The sequence below is a fragment of the Bifidobacterium lemurum genome (genome assembly GCF_014898175.1).
GTDB classification, from domain to species: Bacteria; Actinomycetota; Actinomycetes; order Actinomycetales; family Bifidobacteriaceae; genus Bifidobacterium; species Bifidobacterium lemurum.
Genome location: NZ_CP062948.1, coordinates 2226951 through 2247849, shown reverse-complemented (window position 1 = coordinate 2247849; position 20899 = coordinate 2226951). Strand labels below are relative to the sequence as shown.

Annotated in this window: 15 protein-coding genes, 1 tRNA gene and 1 pseudogene; 11 read left to right on the top strand and 6 right to left on the bottom strand. The window is 61.8% G+C overall.

Annotation, left to right across the window (positions count from 1 at the left end; translation table 11 throughout):
- Positions 1-530: 530 nt before the first annotated feature.
- From glgX to BL8807_RS08665, 6 genes and pseudogenes are all read right to left on the bottom strand, one after another.
- Positions 531-2651, bottom strand: a complete 2121-nt coding sequence (gene glgX / locus BL8807_RS08690) for a glycogen debranching protein GlgX (RefSeq protein ID WP_072724150.1) — start codon at positions 2649-2651, stop codon at positions 531-533.
- A 20-nt stretch (positions 2652-2671) separates the two neighbouring features.
- Positions 2672-3316, bottom strand: a complete 645-nt coding sequence (locus tag BL8807_RS08685) for an NUDIX hydrolase (RefSeq protein ID WP_226847528.1) — start codon at positions 3314-3316, stop codon at positions 2672-2674.
- 148 nt (positions 3317-3464) lie between these two features.
- Positions 3465-4379, bottom strand: a complete 915-nt coding sequence (locus BL8807_RS08680) for a Nif3-like dinuclear metal center hexameric protein (RefSeq protein WP_072724124.1) — start codon at positions 4377-4379, stop codon at positions 3465-3467.
- Positions 4380-4460: 81 nt separating this feature from the next.
- A complete protein-coding gene (gene polA / locus BL8807_RS08675) occupies positions 4461-7325 on the bottom strand; it encodes a DNA polymerase I (protein ID WP_072724121.1) in 2865 nt (954 codons plus the stop codon).
- A pseudogene (locus BL8807_RS08670) lies at positions 7315-8093 on the bottom strand (ANTAR domain-containing response regulator). The gene polA and the pseudogene BL8807_RS08670 overlap by 11 nt, the downstream one beginning before the upstream one ends.
- A gap of 83 nt (positions 8094-8176) precedes the next feature.
- Positions 8177-8776: an NUDIX domain-containing protein gene (locus tag BL8807_RS08665; protein WP_072724117.1), complete on the bottom strand. Its 600-nt coding sequence runs from the start codon at positions 8774-8776 to the stop codon at positions 8177-8179.
- A gap of 153 nt (positions 8777-8929) precedes the next feature.
- Here BL8807_RS08665 and BL8807_RS08660 point away from each other — a divergent pair.
- The 11 genes from BL8807_RS08660 (at position 8930) to BL8807_RS08610 (ending at position 20813) form a co-directional block, all read left to right on the top strand.
- A tRNA-Leu gene (locus tag BL8807_RS08660) sits at positions 8930-9006 on the top strand.
- A 502-nt stretch (positions 9007-9508) separates the two neighbouring features.
- Positions 9509-9796, top strand: a complete 288-nt coding sequence (locus tag BL8807_RS08655; RefSeq protein ID WP_072724115.1) for a hypothetical protein — start codon at positions 9509-9511, stop codon at positions 9794-9796.
- Positions 9797-10121: 325 nt separating this feature from the next.
- The gene (locus tag BL8807_RS08650) at positions 10122-10322 is read left to right on the top strand and encodes a hypothetical protein (protein WP_072724113.1); all 201 of its coding nucleotides are present in this window, start codon (positions 10122-10124) and stop codon (positions 10320-10322) included.
- Positions 10323-10457: 135 nt separating this feature from the next.
- The gene (locus BL8807_RS12025; RefSeq protein WP_072724111.1) at positions 10458-10898 is read left to right on the top strand and encodes a hypothetical protein; all 441 of its coding nucleotides are present in this window, start codon (positions 10458-10460) and stop codon (positions 10896-10898) included.
- A 169-nt stretch (positions 10899-11067) separates the two neighbouring features.
- The gene (locus BL8807_RS08640) at positions 11068-12441 is read left to right on the top strand and encodes a helix-turn-helix domain-containing protein (RefSeq protein WP_072724108.1); all 1374 of its coding nucleotides are present in this window, start codon (positions 11068-11070) and stop codon (positions 12439-12441) included.
- Positions 12438-12953 carry a WhiB family transcriptional regulator gene (locus BL8807_RS08635; RefSeq protein WP_083570119.1) on the top strand — a complete coding sequence of 172 codons (516 nt, stop codon included), beginning with the start codon at positions 12438-12440 and terminating at the stop codon, positions 12951-12953. The genes BL8807_RS08640 and BL8807_RS08635 overlap by 4 nt, the downstream gene beginning before the upstream one ends.
- Positions 12954-13013: 60 nt before the next feature.
- Entirely contained in the window at positions 13014-13607 is a 594-nt protein-coding gene (locus BL8807_RS08630) for a ParA family protein (protein ID WP_072724106.1), read from the top strand.
- Positions 13604-13825, top strand: coding sequence for a hypothetical protein (locus BL8807_RS08625; protein ID WP_072724103.1), 222 nt, complete (start codon positions 13604-13606; stop codon positions 13823-13825). The genes BL8807_RS08630 and BL8807_RS08625 overlap by 4 nt, the downstream gene beginning before the upstream one ends.
- Positions 13818-14639, top strand: coding sequence for a DUF2786 domain-containing protein (locus tag BL8807_RS08620; RefSeq protein ID WP_072724101.1), 822 nt, complete (start codon positions 13818-13820; stop codon positions 14637-14639). Before BL8807_RS08625 ends, BL8807_RS08620 begins: the two co-directional genes overlap by 8 nt.
- Before the next feature lie 121 nt (positions 14640-14760).
- Positions 14761-15810: a hypothetical protein gene (locus BL8807_RS08615; RefSeq protein ID WP_072724099.1), complete on the top strand. Its 1050-nt coding sequence runs from the start codon at positions 14761-14763 to the stop codon at positions 15808-15810.
- A 239-nt stretch (positions 15811-16049) separates the two neighbouring features.
- Positions 16050-20813 carry an LPXTG cell wall anchor domain-containing protein gene (locus BL8807_RS08610; protein WP_072724097.1) on the top strand — a complete coding sequence of 1588 codons (4764 nt, stop codon included), beginning with the start codon at positions 16050-16052 and terminating at the stop codon, positions 20811-20813.
- The last annotated feature ends 86 nt before the right edge of the window (positions 20814-20899 follow it).

The window sequence follows — 20899 nt, the reverse complement described above, 5'->3', positions numbered from 1 at the left end:
GTTCTCGGGCGGTTTTAAATCGCTTCGGGCGGCTGGGCATCTGAGATGGAGACGACTCGTTCATGTTGCACACATGACAAAAACGTTGAAATTCCGCCATTTTCTTCGAATCCGGTTCGCTCTCGCCCGTCCCATAACGGCGGATTTCACTGTAGCGTAACCGCCCGTAATGATCCGCAACCGCCCCAAACCGTTTGAGACCGCCCGAAGCTATTTAAAACCGCCCGAGGACACTGGTAACCGCCCAAGACGATATAGAACCGCCCGAAACCGTTTGGAACCGCACGAGATCCGTTCGCGACCGCCCGAAACAAGCGGCAAGTCTCCTTGCCCGTAGCCTCATCCGCATAATCAATCAATGTCGAGTCATGTGAGGGCCGAACCACAAGAACGTCTCTTACGGTTCGGCCCTCACGAATCGTCCGACACGTCGGGTGCCCAATCCCGAACGTGACGAACACGACAAACATGACAAACACGACAAAACACGGCAAACGCGGCGAGCACCACAACCGCCGCCGCGTCGTCGCCTAGTAGTCCTGCTTCTGCTCGGGCTTTTTGCTGCCCATGAGCATCATGAAGCTGCGCGACTGCGCGGTGATCGCGAACCCGGCCTCATAGTTGAGTTCCGGCCCCTTGGGGTTGTTCGTGTCGATGATGAGCTTCCATTTGCGCCCGTAGCGTTCCTCCGGCAGGGTGAACTGGATCGGCTCGTAGTGCGCGTTGAAGATGAGGATGAAGTCGTTGTCGATCATCCGGTTGCCGTACCAGTCGGTTTCGGGGATGTCCGAACCGTTGAGGTAGATCATCATCGACAGCGCGTGCGTGTTCTGCCAGTCCTCCAGGTCCATGATGGAGCCGGTGTGGTCGAACCATTCGACCTGCGGGATCATGTTGGAGTCGTCGCCGGGTTCGCGCCCAGAGAAGAAGCGACGGCGGTGCAGCACGGGATGGTCGAGACGAAGATGGATGAGTTTCGAGACGAAGTCGAACAGATCCTTCTTGTCCTCCGTGGCGTTCCAGTCGGTCCACGAGATCTCGTTGTCCTGGCAGTAGGCGTTGTTGTTGCCCTGCTGGGTGCGCGCCACCTCGTCGCCGCCGCAGATCATGGGGATGCCTTGGCTGAACAGCAGGGTGGAGAACATGTTGCGCATCTGGCGGGCGCGCAGTTCGTTCACGTCATGGATGTTGGTGGGTCCCTCGACGCCGCAGTTCCATGAGCGGTTGTTGCTTTCGCCGTCGCGGTTGCCCTCGCCGTTGGCCATGTTGTGCTTGTCGTTGTAGCTCACCAGATCGTTCATGGTGAATCCGTCGTGCGCGGTGATGAAGTTCACCGACGCGACCGGGCGGCGTCCGTTCATCTGGTACAGGTCGGAGCTGCCCATCAGACGGCTGGCGAACTCGGGCAGGGTGGAGGGCTGCGAGCGCCAGAAATCGCGCACGGTGTCGCGGTAGCGTCCGTTCCATTCCGACCAGCTGGAAGGGAAGCCACCCACCTGATAGCCGCCGGATCCCAGATCCCACGGTTCGGCGATGAGTTTGACGCGGCTCAGGACCGGATCCTGCTCGACGATGTCGAAGAATGCGGAGAGCTTGTCGACCTCCTGGAACTGGCGGGCGAGCGTGGCGGCCAGATCGAAGCGGAAGCCGTCCACATGCATCTCCGTCACCCAGTAGCGCAGGGAGTCGGTGATGAGCTGCAGGGCGTGCGGCGAGCGCATGAGCAGCGAGTTGCCGGTGCCGGTCGTGTCGAAGTAGTGGCGCTGGTCGCCTTCGACGAGACGGTAGTAGGCCGAGTTGTCGATGCCGCGGAAGCTCAGCGTGGGCCCCATATGGTTGCCTTCGGCGGTGTGGTTGTACACCACGTCGAGGATGACCTCCATGCCGGCGCGATGGTAGGCCTTGACCATGGATTTGAACTCGTTGACCTGTTCGCCGCGCTGCCCGGAGCTGGAGTAGGTGTTGTGCGGGGCGAAGAATCCGATGGTGTTGTATCCCCAGTAGTTGCTCAGGCCCTTCTCCTGCAGGAAGGAATCGTTGACGAACTGGTGGATGGGCATGAGTTCGATGGTGGTGACGCCCAGTCGTTTGAAGTATTCGATGACGGACGGGTAGGCGAGGCCGGCGTAGGTGCCGCGGATGTCCGGCGGCACGTCGCGGTTGAGGTTGGTCAGGCCGCGCACATGCGCCTCGTAGATCACGGAATCGTGGTAGGGGATGCCGGGATGCTGGTCGTTGCCCCAATCGAAGTAGGGGTTGACGACCACGGACTTCATCGTATGCGCGGTGGAGTCCATGTCGTTCATCAGACCGTCGTTGTCCGGGTCGGAGAAGTCGTAGGAGAACAGGCTTTCGTCGCCGTCGATGTTGCCTTCGATGGCTTTCGCGTAAGGGTCGAGCAGCAGCTTGTTCGGGTTGCACCGGTGTCCGTGGGCGGGGTCGTAGGGGCCGTAGACGCGGTAGCCGTAGCGCTGGCCAGGCTGGATGCCGGGAAGATAGTTGTGCCAGACGTACGAGTTCTGCTCGGTCATCTCGATGCGGGTCTCGTTGTCGTGCTCGTCGAACAGGCAGAGTTCGACTTTCTGCGCGACCTGGGAGAACAGGGCGAAGTTCACTCCGGCGCCGTCGTAGCTGGCGCCGAGCGGATACATGGAGCCGGGTCTGATTTGCATTATTCCAGTATCGCACCTTCCTCGGCCGGGCGTGGCCGTTCGGGAATGTTGTGGGTGTCGTATGAGGCGTCGGCGCGCGCGGAGGCGTCGCGTAGCCGGCGTAGGGCTTCGTGTTGGATGGCGATCATGCCGTTGGATGAGGTGACGCGTGTGGCGAGCAGATCACGCCAGCTCACCCAGGACGATTCCACGTATTCGTCGCCGTCGAACCGCCGTTCCTCCTGACGCCACGCGCCCAGATGGAGCACCATGATGTGGGCCAGTTCGTCGGCCATGCCTTCGGACGAGTAGAACGCGCCCACGCGGTCGACCTTCAGTTCGCGCTCGTCCGGCACCACGCCGGTCTCTTCGGCGAGTTCGCGCATCGCCGCGGCCATCGGTTCCTCGCCGCCGTCCATCAGTCCCGCGGGCAGTCCGTAGGCGAACAGGTCGCTGCCCGCGCGGTATTCGCGTTCGAGCAGGTATCGGTCGGTGGCCGTGTCATGCACCAGCAGGACCACGCAGGGCGCGTGCCGCATCACCTGGCGGCGGATCGTATGACGCCCGCCGCGCCGGTCGGTCAGCGCGATGGTCATATCGTCGATGCGGAACACGGCGCCGCGGTAGACGGTTTCGCTGGATTCCACCACTGCAGGGACCGTCATGTCGATGACGCCAAGGCCTCCTTCATCGGCCGTCCGCTCCGATTCCGCAGCCCCGTCGCGGCCGCTTGGCATGGCGATGCGGGATGGCGTTTCGTTATGGTGGTCGCCGTTCGTCCGTAGCGTCATGGTCGTCTCTTTCCGGTCGTGCTCAGCGCGTCTCGCCGGCGGTGATGACGCGGGTCCACGGGTCGGTGTTGTCCCGCAGCCAGTTGGTTTCGACCCGCTCCCCCGTCGCCCGTGCGACGGCGGCGGGCACGTCTTCGATCGCGTAATGGAACCACATCGATTCGATGGCCGCGTGCGGGGTGTTGATGAACATCGGGCGCACCTGCACGTCGCCCTCGTCGCCCTGTCCCAAGGCGATGCCCCGCCCTCGCATGCGGGCCTCGTAGCGCGCCTGTTCGATGGCGTCGGTGACCGGATGGTGGCGAAGGTCGCTGGTCACGTACACGTCCACGCCCGAAGCGCGCACCTCGTCGAACAGCGAGTCTCCGGAGCCGGGCAGCACGGCCACGGTGTTCACTGGCGCGTCGTCATCACCGCAGATCTGGATGCCGTAGGCGGTGCGCATGGGCAGCGCGTCGAACACCCGTTGCGCGAAGTCGCGCAATCGCATGGTTTCAGGCAGACGGCCTATGCGTCCCAATCCGACGGGATGCTCGGATGAGGGATCGTCGATGGGCGTCAGCGGACGCTGGTCGACCAGACCGAACAGGTCGGCGGCCGCCTGTCCCACGCCGCGATGGGCGGCGTCGGCGTTGGTGTGCCCCACCCACAGCGCGCAGCCGTTGGTGTTCAGCGTGCGCACGATTTCGCCGCGGAATCCCAGTCCCGACACCTCATGCACAGAGCGGAAGAACAGCGGGTGATGGGTGATCAGCAGGTCGGCCCGCCAGTCGACGGCCTGTTCGACGATGGCCCAGGTGGGGTCGGCAGCGAACGCGACGCGACGCACCTCGCGTGTCAGATCGCCCACGATCAGGCCGGGCTCGTCCCACTCCTCGGCGTAGCGCAATGGGTAGAGCGTTTCCAGCACGTCGACGACTTGCTTGAGATTCGGCATATGTCCTCCTTCTCGAGTGTGCGTATGTCGCCTGTGACAGGCGGGCCCATCCTTAGGCTCGTCCGCCATAGGCGACGATCGTCAGTGCGCGGCGAGCTGCCAGTCGGCGCCGACGCCCGTCGAAACGTCCAACGGCACCGCCAGCTCCACAGCGTGTTCCATGGCTTCGCTGATCAGGCGGGAGACCTGTTCGCTTTCCCCGGGGGCGATCTCCACCACGAGTTCGTCGTGGATCTGCAGGATGACGCGGCTGGCGAGGCCATGCTCATGCAAGGCGTGGTCGGCGCGGATCATCGCGATTTTCATGATGTCCGCGGCGGAGCCTTGGATGGGCGCGTTCAGGGCTGCGCGCTCCGCGGCCTCGCGGGCGGTGCGGTTCAGGGCGGTCAGCGCGGGGAAATAGCGCCTGCGGCCGAACATCGTCTCCGTATAGCCTTTGTCGCGTGCGGTCTCCACCAGGGATTCCAGATAGTCGTGCACTTTGCCGAAGGTCGCGAAATACTTCTCCTTCAGCACGTCCGCCTCGCTGGGACGGATGTGCAGCTGCTGGGAGAGGCCGTAGGTGCTCAGACCGTACGCCAGACCGTAGCTCATCGCCTTCACGTGGCTGCGCTGGTCGGCGGTGATCGACTCCATCGGCACCGCGTAGACGAGGCTGGCCACGTACTTGTGGAAGTCCGCGCCGGATCTGAACGCCTCGATCAGCGCCTCGTCGCCGGAAAGATGCGCCATGATGCGCAGCTCGACCTGCGAATAGTCGCAGCTCATCAGCGATTCGTAACCTTCGCCGGGCACGAAGGCGGAGCGGATCTCACGGCCTGCGGCGTTGCGGTTGGGGATGTTCTGCAGGTTCGGGTCCACGGAGCTCAACCGGCCCGTCGCGGCCACGGTCTGTTCGAAGGTGGTGTGGATGCGTCCGTCCCTGCGGTTCGTCGCGTCGATCAGCGTGGCGACGATCTGCTTGAGCTTGTTGGTTTCGCGATGCCGCAGCAGCGCGCCGAGGAATCCGCTGGCCCGCTCGTTGCCTTCGCTTGCGGATTTGACGTACAGTTCCTGCAGCACGGCCGCGTTGGTCGTGTACGAGCCGGATTTGGTGCGTTTGGTGGGTTTGAGTTCCAGATCCTCATACAGCACCTTCGCCAGCTGTTTGGGGCTTTGCAGATTCACCCGCGTACCGGCGCAGTCCCAGGCGATCTCCTGCGCCTGGTTCGCTTCGGCCGAGAACTGCTCGTGCATGCCGGTCAGTCTGGCGATGTCCACGGTGGCGCCGAGTTCCTCCATACGCTGCAGAACCCGGGAGACGGGGATCTCCAACGCCTCCATCAGTCCATACTGCTCGCGCTCGTCCAGACGCGGGGCCAGGGTCGCCGCCAGATCGCGCACCAGCGCGAGGTGGGTGAGCAGACGGTCGTCGGAGCGGGACTCGTCCGTGCCGGGATCGTCTCCGAAGTCCAACTCGCCTTGTGTGGCCTCCTCGTGCCGTTCCACGGTGATGTCGAGGAAGCGCGCGGCGGCGTGTTCCAGCGTGTCGGCGTGGAAGTCGGGAACGATGAGGTATCCGGCCAGCTTGGTGTCCATCAGCGGGTCGCGAAGGTTCAGTCCCGCGGCATGCAGCAGGTGCAGCTGCTCTTTGAAGCCGTGCACCACCGTGGAGGCATGCGCCGCGTCGAGCAGGTTCTGGATATGGACGCGCAGCTCGCCATCGCACGGCAGGTCGATGATCGCGGCCTGGTCGCCGCGCATCAGCAGCAATGTTTCGGCCGTGACATCGCCGGGTTTCGACGTGCCCTCGACGTACAGCGTCCATGAGTTCTCCAGCGCGCCATTGCAGCGGGCGGACAGGTCAGGAATTCCCAGACGGGCGATATCCACGGATTCGACGGCTTCGGGGCCGACCGGAGCCGTCGCGTCGACGCCGCGGGCGCTTGCCCATGCGTCGAATTCCGCGGCCGTGGACACGCGCGTGCCCTGCGGCAGCTTCGGAGCGTCGTCGGGTTCGGCTGCGGCGGCGGAGGCGTGGTTCGGGACGACTCCCCCGTTGAAGGTTCTCAGCACCTTGTTCTTGGTGCGGACGCCGAACTGCATCTCCTTGAACAGCGATTCCACCTGACCGGCGTCGACGGAACCGAAAGACAGGTCATCGATGGTCAGTCCCAGATCGATGTCCCGCACCAGCGCGTTCACCTTGCGGTTGAGCAGCACTTGGTCGATGTGGCCGCGCAGGGCCTCGCCTTTCTTGCCGCCGATTTCGTCGGCGTGCGCGACGATCTCATCCAGCGAGCCGTACTGGTTGATCCATTTGGCCGCGAACCCGTCGCCCACGCCCGGCACCCCGGGGATGTTGTCGGCGGTTTCGCCGCGCAACGCCGCCAGATCGGGATACTGTTGCGGCGCGACCTTGTACTTCTCCATCACGGCCTCAGGCGTCATGCGCTTGAGGTCTTTGAAATGATGACCGGGATACAGCACGGTGATGTGCTCGTCGACCAGCTGGAAGGCGTCGCGGTCTCCGGAAAGCACCAAAGTGCGGTATCCGGATCGTTCGCCCATGGTGGCCAGCGTGCCGATCACATCGTCGCCCTCATAACCGGGACACTCGATGTAGGTGACGCCCAACGCGGTGAGCATGCGTTGGATCAGCGGAAGCTGACTGAGCAGCTCCTCAGGAGCTGCCTCACGCGTGCCCTTGTATTGGGGCAGCATGTCGTTGCGGAATGTGCCGCCCTTCACATCGAAGGCGACGGCCAGGTGGTCGGGCTTCTCGGCCTCGACCACCTGGGAGAGCATGGTTGCGAAACCCCACACCGCATTGGTCGGTTGGCCCGCGTCGGTGGTGAAATTCTCCGCCGGCAGACCGTAGAAGGCGCGGAACGCCAGGGAGTGGCCGTCTACGACAAGCAGCGTGCCCCGGTATTCGCCGTCGGGGATCGTCAAATCAGCGCTCATCCTCGTCTGCCGGCTTGGGATCGCCGTACTTGGCGATGATGGCCTGGGCGAGACGCTTCTTCGGGATGCGCTGGTCCATGGAGGTCTTCTGGATCCAGCGGAAGGCACCCTGCTCGGAGAAGTCGGCCTTGTCCATCAGCAGGCCCTTGGCGCGGTCGACGAGCTTGCGCTCCTCCAGCGTGTCCTCGGCCTTCTTGAGCTTCTCTTCGACCTCGCGCAGCTGCTGCTCGGCTTCCTGAGCTGACGCTCGCCACGTTCGACGTTGTCGAGCAGGTCGTTGATCTCGGCGAAACGGCCGATGGCGACCTCCATGGCGGGAAGCAGCTTGGATTCCTCATACGGCTTGGTCACATAGGCCATGGCGCCGGCGCCGGTGGCCTTCTTCACCAGATCGGTCTGGGAGAAGGCGGTCAGCATCACCACGGGGGCGATGTTCTCGTCGCAGATCACGCCGGCCGCGGCGATGCCGTCCATACGGGGCATCTTCACATCCATGCAGACCACATCCGGGCGGAATTTGCGCGTCAGCTCGACGGCCTCCTCACCGTTGGCGGCTTGTCCGACGACCTCATAGCCGTTGTCCTCGAGCATGGCGACCAGATCCATACGGTTCACGGCCTCGTCTTCGGCCACGACCACGGTATGAGCGCCGCTGCCGGAGACGACGGCGGGTTCGCTGTCCTGACGGGCGGCCTCCTGAAGCTCCTCGCTTGTGAGCACCTCGTCCAGCGCCATATCCGCTTCGTCAGACTTCTTCCTTGCAGTCATACCTTACCCTTTCCAAATCAGTACTTGCATGATGATACCAACTGTGCTGTACTCGCCGCCGCTGTGTCGCGCACGAAGTCGGATTAGTCGTCCAGATGGTCGATGATGCCCAGCTTCAGCCTCATGATCGCGACCACGGACTTGGCGTCGACGATGGTGCCGTTGATCGCCATCTGGTAGGCGTCGTCGATGCTGACCAGACGCACGTCCGAGCGGGGCGTCTCCGGGCCGATCTGCGTGCGGGACACCGGCTTGAGGTCGGTTGCGAAGAACACCGACGTATGCTGCGTGGAATAGCCGGGCGTGTTCATAAAGCGGGCGAACTGCGTGAGTTTGCCGGCCTCGTATCCGGCCTCCTCCGCCAGTTTGCGCGCGGCGACCTCCATCGGACGCTCGCTGGGCAGATTGGCGTGTCCGGCGGGGATCTCCAAAGTCCAGCGGTGGTTCGCGAGACGGTACTGCTCCACCAGCGGAATCATCCCCTCCTCCGTCAGCGCGATCACCGCCACGGTCTCGCCGTTGTTCTCGCGGATGAAATAACGCTCGAAGGAGCCTATCTGATTGGATTCGTAGGTGACATGGTCCACGTCGAAATAATGGGTCTCGATGATCTGCTTGCGCGAAATCTCCTTGACCGGCGACGGACGCCACGGATCGAATCTGCGATAGGTATCGTTACTCATGTTGCCTCCTTCTGGCTCGCATACCTGCGCTCCATTGTAGTTCGTGGCCGTGGGACCCGCGCGGCTTTCAATCAAGCGATTCGCGACGCGCGTGACGGCGCCTCCGGTTTTGTCATCCGGCGATATGGTGTATGCTTTCCATTCGTGTGATACGCCCCTGTATCCCAATTGGTAGAGGAAGCAGCCTCAAAATCTGCGCAGTGTGGGTTCGAGTCCCACCGGGGGCACCACCCAATCGTCCGGCATCACGAAGCATCGTGGCCGGACGTTTTTGATTCCACGCTTCCGTCGTCCATCATCCTGCGGATCAGTCGGCTCGACAAGAAACCTCACCGTGCTGGATGCAACCAAAGATGCATCTTCATGACTTCTAAGTTCCCTCATCCTCTTAAACGTGCCGTCATCCACCATCGCAGCTGGAGTAGTGCCAAAGTAATTGGCTAGTCGTTGTATATCGATTGCCCGCCACGGAATTACCCCAGACATCTTGCCCTGTATGGACTGACGAGTCAGTTTTAACGGCTCCCCTAGTGAGCTTTTAGGCTTCCCACCTAGAAACAAGGAAGCGTTGTAAGCAATGACCAGATCCAAATATGAGTCATCGTTTTCGTCTGTTTGCAGCAGCAGTTCATATGGAGTACTCATCGCGCCTCATTCCGTTTGTCAAGAAGAATGATGCAATAGTACTCATTCAATTTGCGTTCGGTCAAATCGAATGCTATTCTGTCAGGTATGACTTTACAAACGCAAAGTAAATCGCCCCTGTCCCCCATGAAGAGGTGGTGTCTTACAACAGGCACCTCCTATCGTGAGCTGGCTGCGTTGCTTGGTCAGGCGACTTCCACTGTCTGCGACAAGGTCAATCGTCGCGTCGAGTGGCAGAACCGCGATTACGTGCTGCTGCGTAAGGAACTGGGTTTGACATACGACTTCATCCAGGAGGTCGATGCCGATGATGTTGAACGGGTGTTGGCTTCGGCCTCACATAACGAGATTGAGAGGTGCCTGACCAACCACTAACGAATTCCTCTGTTTACCTATTAATAAGAATGCCGGCCCGGTGTTGGAGCACCGGAACCGGCTGTGTAATAACAATCCGAGCCTTGAGGTCTCCCATCCTGCCAGATTCGATGACCTTTACGGCTCTGCATTGCGAAGGAGTGTCATCACACATGTTCGACTTTACCAACCGCCCATGCGCTTGTCCTGCGCTATCTGCTGTTTTCCATTTTAAAAGCACTGTTTTCCGTTTTGGGCGGACAATTGTTTTTTCTCGCCATGGTCGCGATGCGTTCCCCGATCGGGCGGCCTGCATGTTCTCGCATCCAGCGAACGGAGGTCGGCGATGAAAACGAAGTGCGTCGCGTTCACGGTTCCCGCTTTGATCGTGTGTCTTACGATCTGTCTGTCCGAATCGTTCTGGTGGCTGGCTGCCGCTACCGTCCTGGCTTTCGTCCAGGTGCTGTTGCTGCCCTCGGATGAGGAGTTCGAGGCCATGACGCATCGCGAACCCCGCGTGGTGTCGTCGCATCCGGTGGAGGCGTGAGATGGTTTGGATTTTAACAGGGGTCACGATCATCGTCATCGGCCAGCTTTTCAATCTCGCCTTATGTCAATCAGCGAAGAGGGGCGATGAAATCGACCGCGCTGTTTTTCGTCATGAAGACGAGGAGGACCGTCAATGAGCAGGAAAGAATTCGATGCGCGGCAGCTGCGGTACCTGCGGAGGCTGTCGGCTGTGGAATCGGTGACCGCCACCAAAATCAGGTATTCTCGCGCTTTCCAGCTTGACTGCATGCGTCGTTATATCCTCGGCGATCATCCCACCGCCATTTTCCGTGATGCCGGTTTGGATCCTTCGATTATCGGCTACAAGCGCATCGAACGCTGCATCGCCCGATGGCGTCAGGACCCCGACATCATGACATCGGTTCGCGCCGGCGATAGCGCCGATCTCGAATCCGATTGCGACATGCGTCTGGACGATGGCGAGCCGCTGCCGGCTCATTCCGATGATGGTTTCGTGCCGATGCATGTGTTCGAGGCGCATCTTAGCCGTGTGAACCGGCTTGAGCATTGCGTCGATGATTTGCAGAAGCAGCTAGCGGAGGTGGCGAAGTGAAACCGCTGACGTTGAAGAGGGCCGACCGACTGTTGATATTGCGTAGTCCGTCGGACGGCTCGCAGGATCTGTACGTGTCCACAATGATTGGCATGCCTTTGCCTCGTGTGCCACTCGAACGGGACCGGTTGCGTGCCTCCGTCATGATTGCCGCCAAGAGGAGGCGATCATGAGCAATATTGCGTTGAGCTGGGCGTACAAGTGCCATGTGGGCAACGCGGCCGCCAAGGCCGTACTCATCTATCTGGCCGACCGCGCCTCTGACGACGGGACCGGCGCGTTTCCCAAGATTGACACGATCGCGAAGGTGACTGAGTTTTCCGAGTCGAGCGTGCGGAAAAGCCTACGCCTCCTCCAGGAGCGTGGATTCATCCGCAAAGGCGACCAACGATACGCGCGCATCGGCAAAGGCGGACGCGACCGACTGCCCCAGTACTGTCAGGTCGTGTGGGACCTTAATGTTGGCTCCGATCCGACCACCCTGGCATGGATCGAAAACACCCATGCCAGCGAGTACGATTCCACCACAATGAGTGTCCAGCCTGACCCGGATGCTGCTCGACTGCCCGATAACGACGAAGCCAGGGAGCTTGATCCCGACGCAAAGTCGGAGAACCGCGAAAATAAGCCATTCCCCAGCTCTACACCACGTACAGTGCTGGAAAAAGAAGAGGAGGACACCCATACTCCAGCACTGCATGAGGTACAGACCCAGTCCTGTACCACGTACAGTGCCAGCTCTGCACCACGTACAGTGCTGTATATAAAGGAAGAAACCCAACAGGCTAACCCTCCAAGTAAACCTCTCCCCTCTGCCACTACGTGGCATCTCCCCGACGGGGAGACCGACGGTGATGATGACGATGGATGGCAGGAATACCTCGCCGAAATCGAGGACGGACCGGACGCAACCAGTGGTCTTGCCGAGTCCGGTGTCGTCGCCGACGACCTGCTGCGCAAGCTGCGCGGTATCCGCGCCGACGCGGGACTGACCACGCCCGAGCCGACCGGCCGCGACCGCAAGGCCGTCCTCGCCCTGCACCGTCGCTTGCAAGCCCTGCACGCTCCGCTGGATGCTTTCGGCCTGATCGTCGCCACATTGGAATGGGCCATCGGCCGTGATTGGTGGGCCAGGCGGATCCGCACCGGCCGTCAATTGGCTCGATTGTGGGACGAGCTTGAGGACGACCGTGCCATCGAGCAGCGCGCCGTCGCACGCCACACATCGGTCAGGCCCGCCGAGGAGCCGGACGCCCAGCACCTCCACGCCACCGGCTGCGTGCATGTGCGCCGGCTGCTTGACTGCGGTCGCGCCGTCGATGCCGACCCTGACTCGACCCGACGCCACGCCCACGCTGATCAGGTCCTCGCATGGCTGGACGCGGGCGACGACGACGCGGCGATCGTGGCCCGTCTCGCCGACCTGCTGCGTGAGGAGCGCGAACGACACGAGCGGGACATGACGGAACTCGCCCGCCAACGCAAGCTGAACGGTGGGCATATGTTCGCCGGCGCGCGCGAACGAGTGGGGGTGATGTCATGAGCGAGACGATTGATGACACCATGCGGTTCGTGCGGACGGCTCCGCTGTTGGGTGGTCGGAACCGGCGGCCGGAATGCGAGGGCTTCCCGGCGAATTGGGCCGATTTGGTTTGGGGATTGGACGACGAGGCGGATCAGCAGGCCCGGCGCGAGGCCATGCGCTTCGGCGCTATGGTCTGCCGCGAGTGCCCGGTCCGCATCGAGTGCCTGGCTTCGGCAATCGTGCAGCGGGAAAGGTCCACACTCAAGGGCGGATTGTCCTGGACGACGCGCAAGCGTATCGCGCATCTGGCCGAGAAGGCCGGCGTGCCCTTGCAGGATAATGACCTGCCGGCCAAGCAACGATACGTGCTGCTGATGCGATGGCTCGCCTCGCATCCTCATGCCGAAGATCAGGCGCGCCGTCAGGAGAACGAGCAGCGGACCAATCGGCGGCGTAGAACATCGCGGCCACGGATCAAGACGCTTCCCAGGGTCTCCCCCGGCGTCGGACAATCCGCGCTGTTCGACTGACAGCAGGCAATCAAGCAAGCAGGAATGCAGACATTCAGACTTTCAAGAAAGCAGGAGAACATGAGAATCGCTATCGCGAACGCGAAGGGCGGTGTGGCGAAGACCACGACCGCGATTTATCTGGCTTCCACGATCGCCCATCGGGGCGGTCTTGTCGAGGTGTGGGACGCGGATCCGCAATCGTCGGCGAGTCTGTGGGCGGACGCAGCGGCCGACGCGGGCGACCCGCTGCCGTATCAGGTGCTGCCCGCGAATCTGAGCACCATGCGTCGTCTCGCTTCGGCGTCGGTCGATGACGGCCGGTGGTCCATCATCGATTGCCCTCCCCAGGGCAAGTTGCTGGAGGCTGCGGTGAGGTCAGTCGATTTCGTGATCGTGCCGACATCGGACAGTCCGATGGACTTGCAGCAGGCGTGGGCGACATTGGATGAGGTGTTGAAGAACACTCCGGCATCCGTGCTGGTCGTGCGCGCGCAATGCAACACCCGCGCCTTCCGGGACACGATGGACGCGTTGGAGGAATCGGACTCGCCCCGTTTCGAGACCGTCATCCGTTTCCGCCAGGAGATCAAGAAGGGACTCGGCTCGAATCCCGGCGACAAGCTCTACGAGTACCGCGACCTGCTCACCGAGATTGATAAGGAGTTGCGATGAAGGGCAATTACTCGCCTTTGCGACGTGACCGCGCGTCCATCGGGGCCGCCTTCGGAGGCTCCGGCCAGCAGTCGCATGGAGACAAGGTCATGTTGAGTCTCAGGGTCCCGTCCGACCTCAAGATGCGGTTTAAGACCGAAGCCGTCTCACGAGGCAGGAGTATGGAGGAATGCCTGGTGGATGCCCTCGAACAGTGGTTGGGAGGCGATCATGAGTGATGATCGTTTCGAGCGGATGCTGGAGCGCGTGCGTCGTTTGCTTGCTTTGGCGGAGGATCCCGCCAGCAGTGACAGCGAGGCCGAAGTGGCCTACGAGCGCGCTCAGAAGCTGATGCAGGAGCATGCCATCGAGTCGTGGCGTCTGCGGCATGTCGGTGAGCCGGTGGAGCGGATCAGCGAGAAGTGCGTGCCGGTCGATGCGAGTCCGGTCAATCGGTACAAGGCCGCTTTGGCGAAGATCATCGCGGAGGCGAACCAATGCGATGCGTTCTGTTCGGCCTACACGTCGCGTAATCATCGCGATGTGATCACGAGCGTCACGTTCGTCGGGACGCCCGGGAACATCGAGAAGTCCGTGCTGCTCTGGCAGAGCATGGAGCTGCGCCGTGCGGCGCATTGGCGTATCGCGCTCAGCCGGGAACGCGCGCGCATCGCGGCGAACATCGAGAAGGAGCTGTCTCCATCCCATTTGGCGCTTATGGAACGCATGGGGGCGTCTCCCGCACGTTACGCTCGGGAGCGCTGCGCCGAAGCCCCGTTCCGCAACGGCTTCTACCTCGGTTTCTGCCAGCGCATCGAAGCCCGTTTCGCCGCGCTCGGCCGAGATATGGAATCCGTGGGCAGCGATCTCATGCTTTCCCACCGCAACGCCATCTCGGACTATATGGCCGGCCATGATCTCAAAACCATGCAGTGCCCGGCGTTGACGGTCAGCCATGACGGGGTGCGCGCGGGACGCGAGGATGCCGATATGACCAGTATCGGTTTGGCCGAAACGGAAGCGGAAAGGAGCAGGTATGAGATCCACGCATAGAGGACGCAGGCAGTCATTAATGAATGCTTGAAATCCAGCGGTCATTATTTCAAGAAATCAGGAAGTCGAAGCCCGCATCTCCGTCCATATGGATAAGGTGCATATATATAAGGAGTGAATCATGTCGGAGAACACGAACAAGAGCACGAACGATAGGCCCGAATCGACGGTTGAGGATATGACCGCCGGCCTCATCGCGCACGATCAGGTTGATGAGGTCACAGCCGAGGCCGAGGCGTTGGCCAACGCTGACGCGGACAAATCGGAACACTCGAAGCGGAAGCGCAAAAGGATGATCGCGTTCGCTGTGATTGTGGCGGTCATCGTCCTCGCCGTCGGCGGCGCGATCGGATGGCTGGCGTGGTCGAACGCACGATTGGACGCGGCCAAAACCGCGTGTGCGACCGCGAGCGAAACCGTGAGCGAGGCGAAACAGTCATATGCCGCTTTGCTGGAAGGCGACGCGGCGGACGCGGCCGCGATCACCACTGACATGGTGGCTGACCCGGACACGCTGGACGCACTGACCGAAGCGATGGACGAACAGGCTCCCGACCACGCGGAATGCGAGGCCGAAGACACGGCGGGTCTGACCGCCGCAACCGACGATATGGACGAGGCGACGACCTGGTATCGGACGCATACCAAGAGTCTGACCGCCGTCATAAAGTCCGTCACCGATTCACGAGATACGAAGACGCTCCAGACCGCGAAGGACGCGCTCAATTCAAAAATCAATGAGGCGCGGGCGCTGCTCACGTCGAGTGACGGCAACGTGGCCGACAATGCGACCCGCGAATCGTTGACCACGGCCATCGACGAGGCATCCGCCATCGACGGCGACGATCCGACCATATACGACGAGTCGCGCGCGAAGCTGGAGGCCGCGATGCAGACGGTGAACGATTCCGTCACGGCAAAGAGCGAGGCCGACGCCCAAGCCGCCGCCGAAGCAGCGGCCGCCGCTCAAGCGCAACAGTCCTACACGCCCTCGTATTCGTATTCAGGCGGTACCGGCACTTACGGATACACCGGTACCGGCTCCAGCGGAGGATCCAGTTCCAGTTCGAGCAGCGGATCATCATCAGGAAGTTCTTTCGGTGGTGGTTCCAGCACCAGAGTTCCCGGCTGGCAAGGCACCGGCACCGTCTCTCCTGACGTGGCCGGCTGACTCAACGAATAATGCTCATGTCACCTTGACGTGAGCATTATTTTTTGCACATGTCCGCCCAAAAACAGCTGACCTATCACTGAGACTGGATATTGCGGGTCGCCCGTGGGACGCCTTCGGGGAAAAAACGACTCGCGCCTTTTCGCTCATACCATGTATGGGACGGCCGGTTTCATCTCGATTCCGGCCAGTCCTGTACAGATGAAGCGAGGAGGCTGGAATTAGCGAAAAAGGTTGATATGACTTTTTTGAACAAGTGCCGTAAGGCGTGCGCTACGATCGCATCCATTGCGGTCCTGGCTGGCGGACTGGCAGCAGGCACCGCGACAGCCTATGCATCAGGAGGCGGCGGCAACGCAGGCGGAGGAATCCCGACCGGCGGTGGCGGTTTTTTCCTGTCATGGCGATATCAAGACAATAACGACGGCGGATTCGGATCAGCTACGGACACCAACAGTGTGCGCAAAGCCCTCGAAATGGACTGGACTCGCATCGAAGGCAGTGCCGACGCTTGGATCAACGAAGCCCTGAACGAAGCGAACTCTAATTGTGTCGCCCGTTTCAATGAAGCCCATCCAGGAGAAACAGCGAACTGTCGTGTCGTGGCAGTCGGAGCGATTGGCACGTCATCTCGCCAGTTCGGATATGTGGCTGGCGCATCTCATAGCATCTGGATGGACGCTTGGAATCAGACCGTGCAGGGCGGCCCCTACTACAACAATGGGAAATCGTACAGCACGAGTGACATCTTTACCGATCAGCCAGGCATGAGCGTTGATATCATTGCAGACCAATATGCACCTGACTTTGTCAACGGCGCATCAACTGGTTCCCTTGTCGTCATTGCCCTGAATCAGTACGAGCCTGCGGATCCGTCCTATGATTTGAGCATTTCGACGCAGGCGTCGGGGACGACGACTAAGGCCGGTGACACCGGTGATGTGTCGGACACGATCAGCCTTTCCAACGGCGGGGCCAACACCGTGGAGAACGTGAGCGGCACCGCGACGCTGCATTGGCGTGGCGTCGACGGGTCCACACGCACCGCGTCGAAGAGCTTCACCGCGTCGAACACCGGCAGTACCCAAGTGTCTTTCGGTTATCGTGATGTGGATTCGTCGTGGGAATCGTGGCCGGCGGGATCGTTCTGGTTCGATGTCGATGTGCCGAAGCAGGGCAACATGGCCGCCGCTGCGAGCCATGCGGGCGAGCAGGACGCAAAGGAGTCCTGGAGCGCGTCGAACGAGCCGCCGACCAAGACTCTGACGAACGCTGCGGGCGAGACCGTGACCGACGATAATGATTCGATTGTGTCCGGCTCGTTGTACACCGCGCACATCAGCGCGCATTCCTCTGCTTCGTCGCAGTTCTGGATTTACGACACCATCGAGACCAAGGACGTGGTGATCGGCGGCATCGATGCGGATGATCTGAGCAAGGTCACCGTGACCGACGCCTCCGGCAATGTGGTCGCCGCCGACATCAGCATCGATGACAGCCAGGAGGGCAAGCGTGTGGTCAAGGCCCACGTCACCAACCCGCATTCCGGCGTCTACACGTTGAATATTCCTCAGAGCGCGAAGCCGACCGGTTCGGACTACACCATCTCCGATGGTTCGATCGCGTGCTGGACGGGTGACAATGGCATGGGTTCGCTGGCCGATTGCCAGACCGGCAACAGCGACGAGGTGGGCAAGGTCACCCCTCAGCCCGACAAGGTGTGGGTTCTGGACGAGGAAGGCGCGCTTGAGGCCGCCGACCCAGACCACACCAACCAGGAGGGCGTCGATACGAAGACGTTCCTTGTGGGTGACAAGATCGCGGTCGTGGTCAACGGCACGTTGCCCGCGCACCTGCTCAATCCTCTCGCTTCCTATTCCATCACGGATGATCTGACGGGTTCGACCGAGTGGATCGATTGGCAGTCCGGCAAGGTGTTCGTGGACGGCGAGGACGTGACCGATCAGTTCGACATCGTGATCGATCAGGGCGCGAGGACCGCTACCGCCACGGCGAAGGCCTCCTACATCGCCGCGACGATGTTCAAGACCTCGGAATCCGAGGTGAAGTTCTATCTTGAGGGCGTCATCAAGGCCGGCGCGACGGCGGGCAAGAAGATCCAGCTCACGAACGTCGCCTCCGAGACCTGGAACAACGAAACCATCGAGACCAACGAACCTCCCGTGTTCGTGTGGACGCCGAACCCGGACAAGGCGTGGGTCAAGCTCGACTCCGACGGCGACTGGGTGACGGTGACCGATCCGACGAAGAGCGACATGGTTGGTGCCGATAACGACTACTTCCGCTTGGGCGACCGAGTGGCGGCGGTCATCAACGGCACGCTGCCGACCGGCTTGGGCCGTGTCCCCGAGATCAGCTTCTCGGACGACTATTCGGCCGTCGATTCGATCCTCGATCTGGACGCCGACAACATCCGTGTCTATGAGCAGGACGCCTCCACCTCGGAGACCTCCAGCATCGACGGCATCAACAAGACCGGCACGGATGTCACCGACCGCTTCGACATCACGACGGATGGTACCAAGGTGACCGTCAACGCGCACGACGACTACGAGGCCGAACAGAAGGATCTCGCGGTTGCGAAGCAGATCACCGTGCTGGTGACCTTCGACGTGCAGTTCGACACCACCGAACTGCTCGAAAGCTACGGCAAGGAGCAGGGTGACGAGCTGAATACCTGCGTTGACCCGAGCGGCGCGGATCTCGACAATGTCGGCTCCCAGACCGTGGGCGGCTCCACCGTGGACACCAACAGCCCGAAGATCTGCGTGACCGTGCCCCCGATCCACAAGCAGGTCATCGCCGAGTCCTCCCAGGGCGGCGACCAGTCCGACATCGACGAGCAGGTCGTGTTCCCCGGCCAGACCGTGGAGTACACGGTGAGGGTCGATCCCCAGATCCCGGCCGACCAGGCCTACGAGGTGACTGTGTTGAAGCTCTCGGACACGTATTCGGAGTACACCACCGCGAACAAGCAGACGCTTGAGATCACGGACCTCAACACCGGCTCGGTGATTCCGAAGAAGACCGGCTACACCGTCTCGTGGGATGACGATGCTCACAGCTTCGTGGTGACCTTCAGCAAGGATTGGGTGGCCGCGAACTGGCAGGCCGGCTCGAATCCGCGCCTCCTGCTGCGCTTCGAGGCCAAGGTGCACGACGACGCCCCGACCGACAAGACCATCGACAACAAGGCGGCTTTGACGGTCAACAACGGCGTCACCGAGTCCAACGAGGTGACGAACAACCCGCCGGTCATCACGCCGAAGAAGCAGGACACCCAGAAGGATCCGACGATCAGCATCGACGGCAAGACCGCGCTCCTGGGCGACAAGGTCTACTACCGCGTCAGCATCGACGCCACCGACCTTTCCAACGCCGCATACAAGGTGTGGCGCTTGGGCATGGTCGATGACTGGGACGAGGAGTATCTGAGCCTGGACGAGACCGGCATCGAGGTGCTGGACGAGTCCGGTGTGGACCACACCGCCGATTTCAACATCCAGGTGCAGGACGGCGTGGTCTATGCCTTCGCAAAGCTCGTGGACACGTACATCGACGCGACGGGCGAGACCGTGCCGGGCGACCCCCAGCCCACGGACCTCAAGGCCTACAGCGAGTTGACCGACGCGGACTATGACCCGCTCGCGGATCCCGCGATCGACCAGTCGCTGCTGGGCCACACCTACACCGTGGTCCTGCCGATGACGGTCATCAAGGTCACCGACGGCTACGTGGTCTCCAACACCGCCACGCAGATCGCCAACGACACGCGCGTCGAGACGAACACCGTCACCAATCCGCTGAAGGAGATCAACCCCTCCAAGGACGTGACCGTGAGCGTGGGCGGCGACAGCGTGAACGGCCACTCGGTCTACAAGGATCGTCTGTTTTTGTACAAGCTCGACAGCTCGATTCTGCCCACGGATCGCGCCTACCCGGTCATCACGGACTGGGGCGGCACGGACCAGCTCGACACCGCCAACGACGAGTACACCGGCCAATGGGCCATCTACGCCAGCCGCGACCTCTACCGTGACGGTGAGGTGATCGCCCAGGCGGGCGAACGCATCGCCGGAAGCAACTTCGACTCCTCGAAGTTCGGCGGCGCGCTGTTCACCGTCGAGACCGACGACAACGGCCTGGTGACCGTCAACGCGACCCAGGCCTACCTGGATCTGGTGAGCGCCGACAACGAGCACGAGGCCGGCTGGACCCTGTACATCCAGTGCAAGCGCCTCAACGTCGTGGACAAGGTCGAGAACGTGTGGACCGAAACGCTCAACGGCCAGCCGCGCGAGTCCAACACCGTGTGGACCCGCACGCCCGACATGACCCCGAGCCTGTCGATCGAGAAGTGGGACACGGCCAGCGGCATCGAGACCGGCGACCGCGACTCCACCGACCAGGCCCTCAAGATGGACGGCGACTCCACGGAGATCACCTTCACCATCACAAACACGAGCGGTGTCGATCCGGACACGGGCGACGGCGCGTGGTTCAAGGCCAGTGACCTTGATTTGAGTGATTCCACGATCGTGGGCGACGCCCAGATCGATATGGACTCCTTGGTCTACCCGGACGGCTGGGATGATCTGGTGCTCAAGCCGGGTGAGAGCGTCGATGTCAGGGGCACGCTCAAGGGCGTCTCGGAGGGGTCGAATCACACCGACCGCGCGATCGTCACCGGCACCCCGCTGGTCGAATGTGCGGCCGACACGTCCGACCCGTTCGGCGACGAGGTCGATCCCGGCTTCACCGTCACCGGCGAAAGGGTCGAGATCGACGGCAGGCAGCTGTGCGCCGACACCCAGGTCACGTCCAACACCGACGACTGGTCCGGCTACCGAGACAAGCCCCTGGCTTCGACCGGCGTCGCCATCGGCGGCATGATCGTCGCCGCCGTCGCCATCGCGGGCGCGGGCGTCAGCCTGATCCTGGTCCGCCGCCAGCGCGCGCACTCCGCGCGTCACGCGGGCTGATCCGACGGTTTGACGGATAAATGACAAGTCCCTCACGGCCTTATAGCTGTGAGGGACTGTTTTGTAATTGTCCGCCCAAAACCGCG

What these genes read in the sequence shown, in the direction of transcription:
- BL8807_RS12025 (WP_072724111.1), top strand. Translation starts at nt 10,458, where the DNA reads ATGAGCAGGAAAGAATTCGATGCGCGGCAGCTGCGGTACCTGCGGAGG.
- BL8807_RS08655 (WP_072724115.1), top strand. Translation starts at nt 9,509, where the DNA reads ATGACTTTACAAACGCAAAGTAAATCGCCCCTGTCCCCCATGAAGAGG.
- BL8807_RS08625 (WP_072724103.1), top strand. Translation starts at nt 13,604, where the DNA reads ATGAAGGGCAATTACTCGCCTTTGCGACGTGACCGCGCGTCCATCGGG.
- BL8807_RS08650 (WP_072724113.1), top strand. Translation starts at nt 10,122, where the DNA reads ATGAAAACGAAGTGCGTCGCGTTCACGGTTCCCGCTTTGATCGTGTGT.
- BL8807_RS08610 (WP_072724097.1), top strand. Translation starts at nt 16,050, where the DNA reads ATGACTTTTTTGAACAAGTGCCGTAAGGCGTGCGCTACGATCGCATCC.
- BL8807_RS08615 (WP_072724099.1), top strand. Translation starts at nt 14,761, where the DNA reads ATGTCGGAGAACACGAACAAGAGCACGAACGATAGGCCCGAATCGACG.
- BL8807_RS08680 (WP_072724124.1), bottom strand. Translation starts at nt 4,379, where the DNA reads ATGCCGAATCTCAAGCAAGTCGTCGACGTGCTGGAAACGCTCTACCCA.
- BL8807_RS08635 (WP_083570119.1), top strand. Translation starts at nt 12,438, where the DNA reads ATGAGCGAGACGATTGATGACACCATGCGGTTCGTGCGGACGGCTCCG.
- polA (WP_072724121.1), bottom strand. Translation starts at nt 7,325, where the DNA reads ATGAGCGCTGATTTGACGATCCCCGACGGCGAATACCGGGGCACGCTG.
- BL8807_RS08620 (WP_072724101.1), top strand. Translation starts at nt 13,818, where the DNA reads ATGAGTGATGATCGTTTCGAGCGGATGCTGGAGCGCGTGCGTCGTTTG.
- BL8807_RS08665 (WP_072724117.1), bottom strand. Translation starts at nt 8,776, where the DNA reads ATGAGTAACGATACCTATCGCAGATTCGATCCGTGGCGTCCGTCGCCG.
- BL8807_RS08630 (WP_072724106.1), top strand. Translation starts at nt 13,014, where the DNA reads ATGAGAATCGCTATCGCGAACGCGAAGGGCGGTGTGGCGAAGACCACG.
- glgX (WP_072724150.1), bottom strand. Translation starts at nt 2,651, where the DNA reads ATGTATCCGCTCGGCGCCAGCTACGACGGCGCCGGAGTGAACTTCGCC.
- BL8807_RS08685 (WP_226847528.1), bottom strand. Translation starts at nt 3,316, where the DNA reads ATGACGGTCCCTGCAGTGGTGGAATCCAGCGAAACCGTCTACCGCGGC.
- BL8807_RS08640 (WP_072724108.1), top strand. Translation starts at nt 11,068, where the DNA reads ATGAGCAATATTGCGTTGAGCTGGGCGTACAAGTGCCATGTGGGCAAC.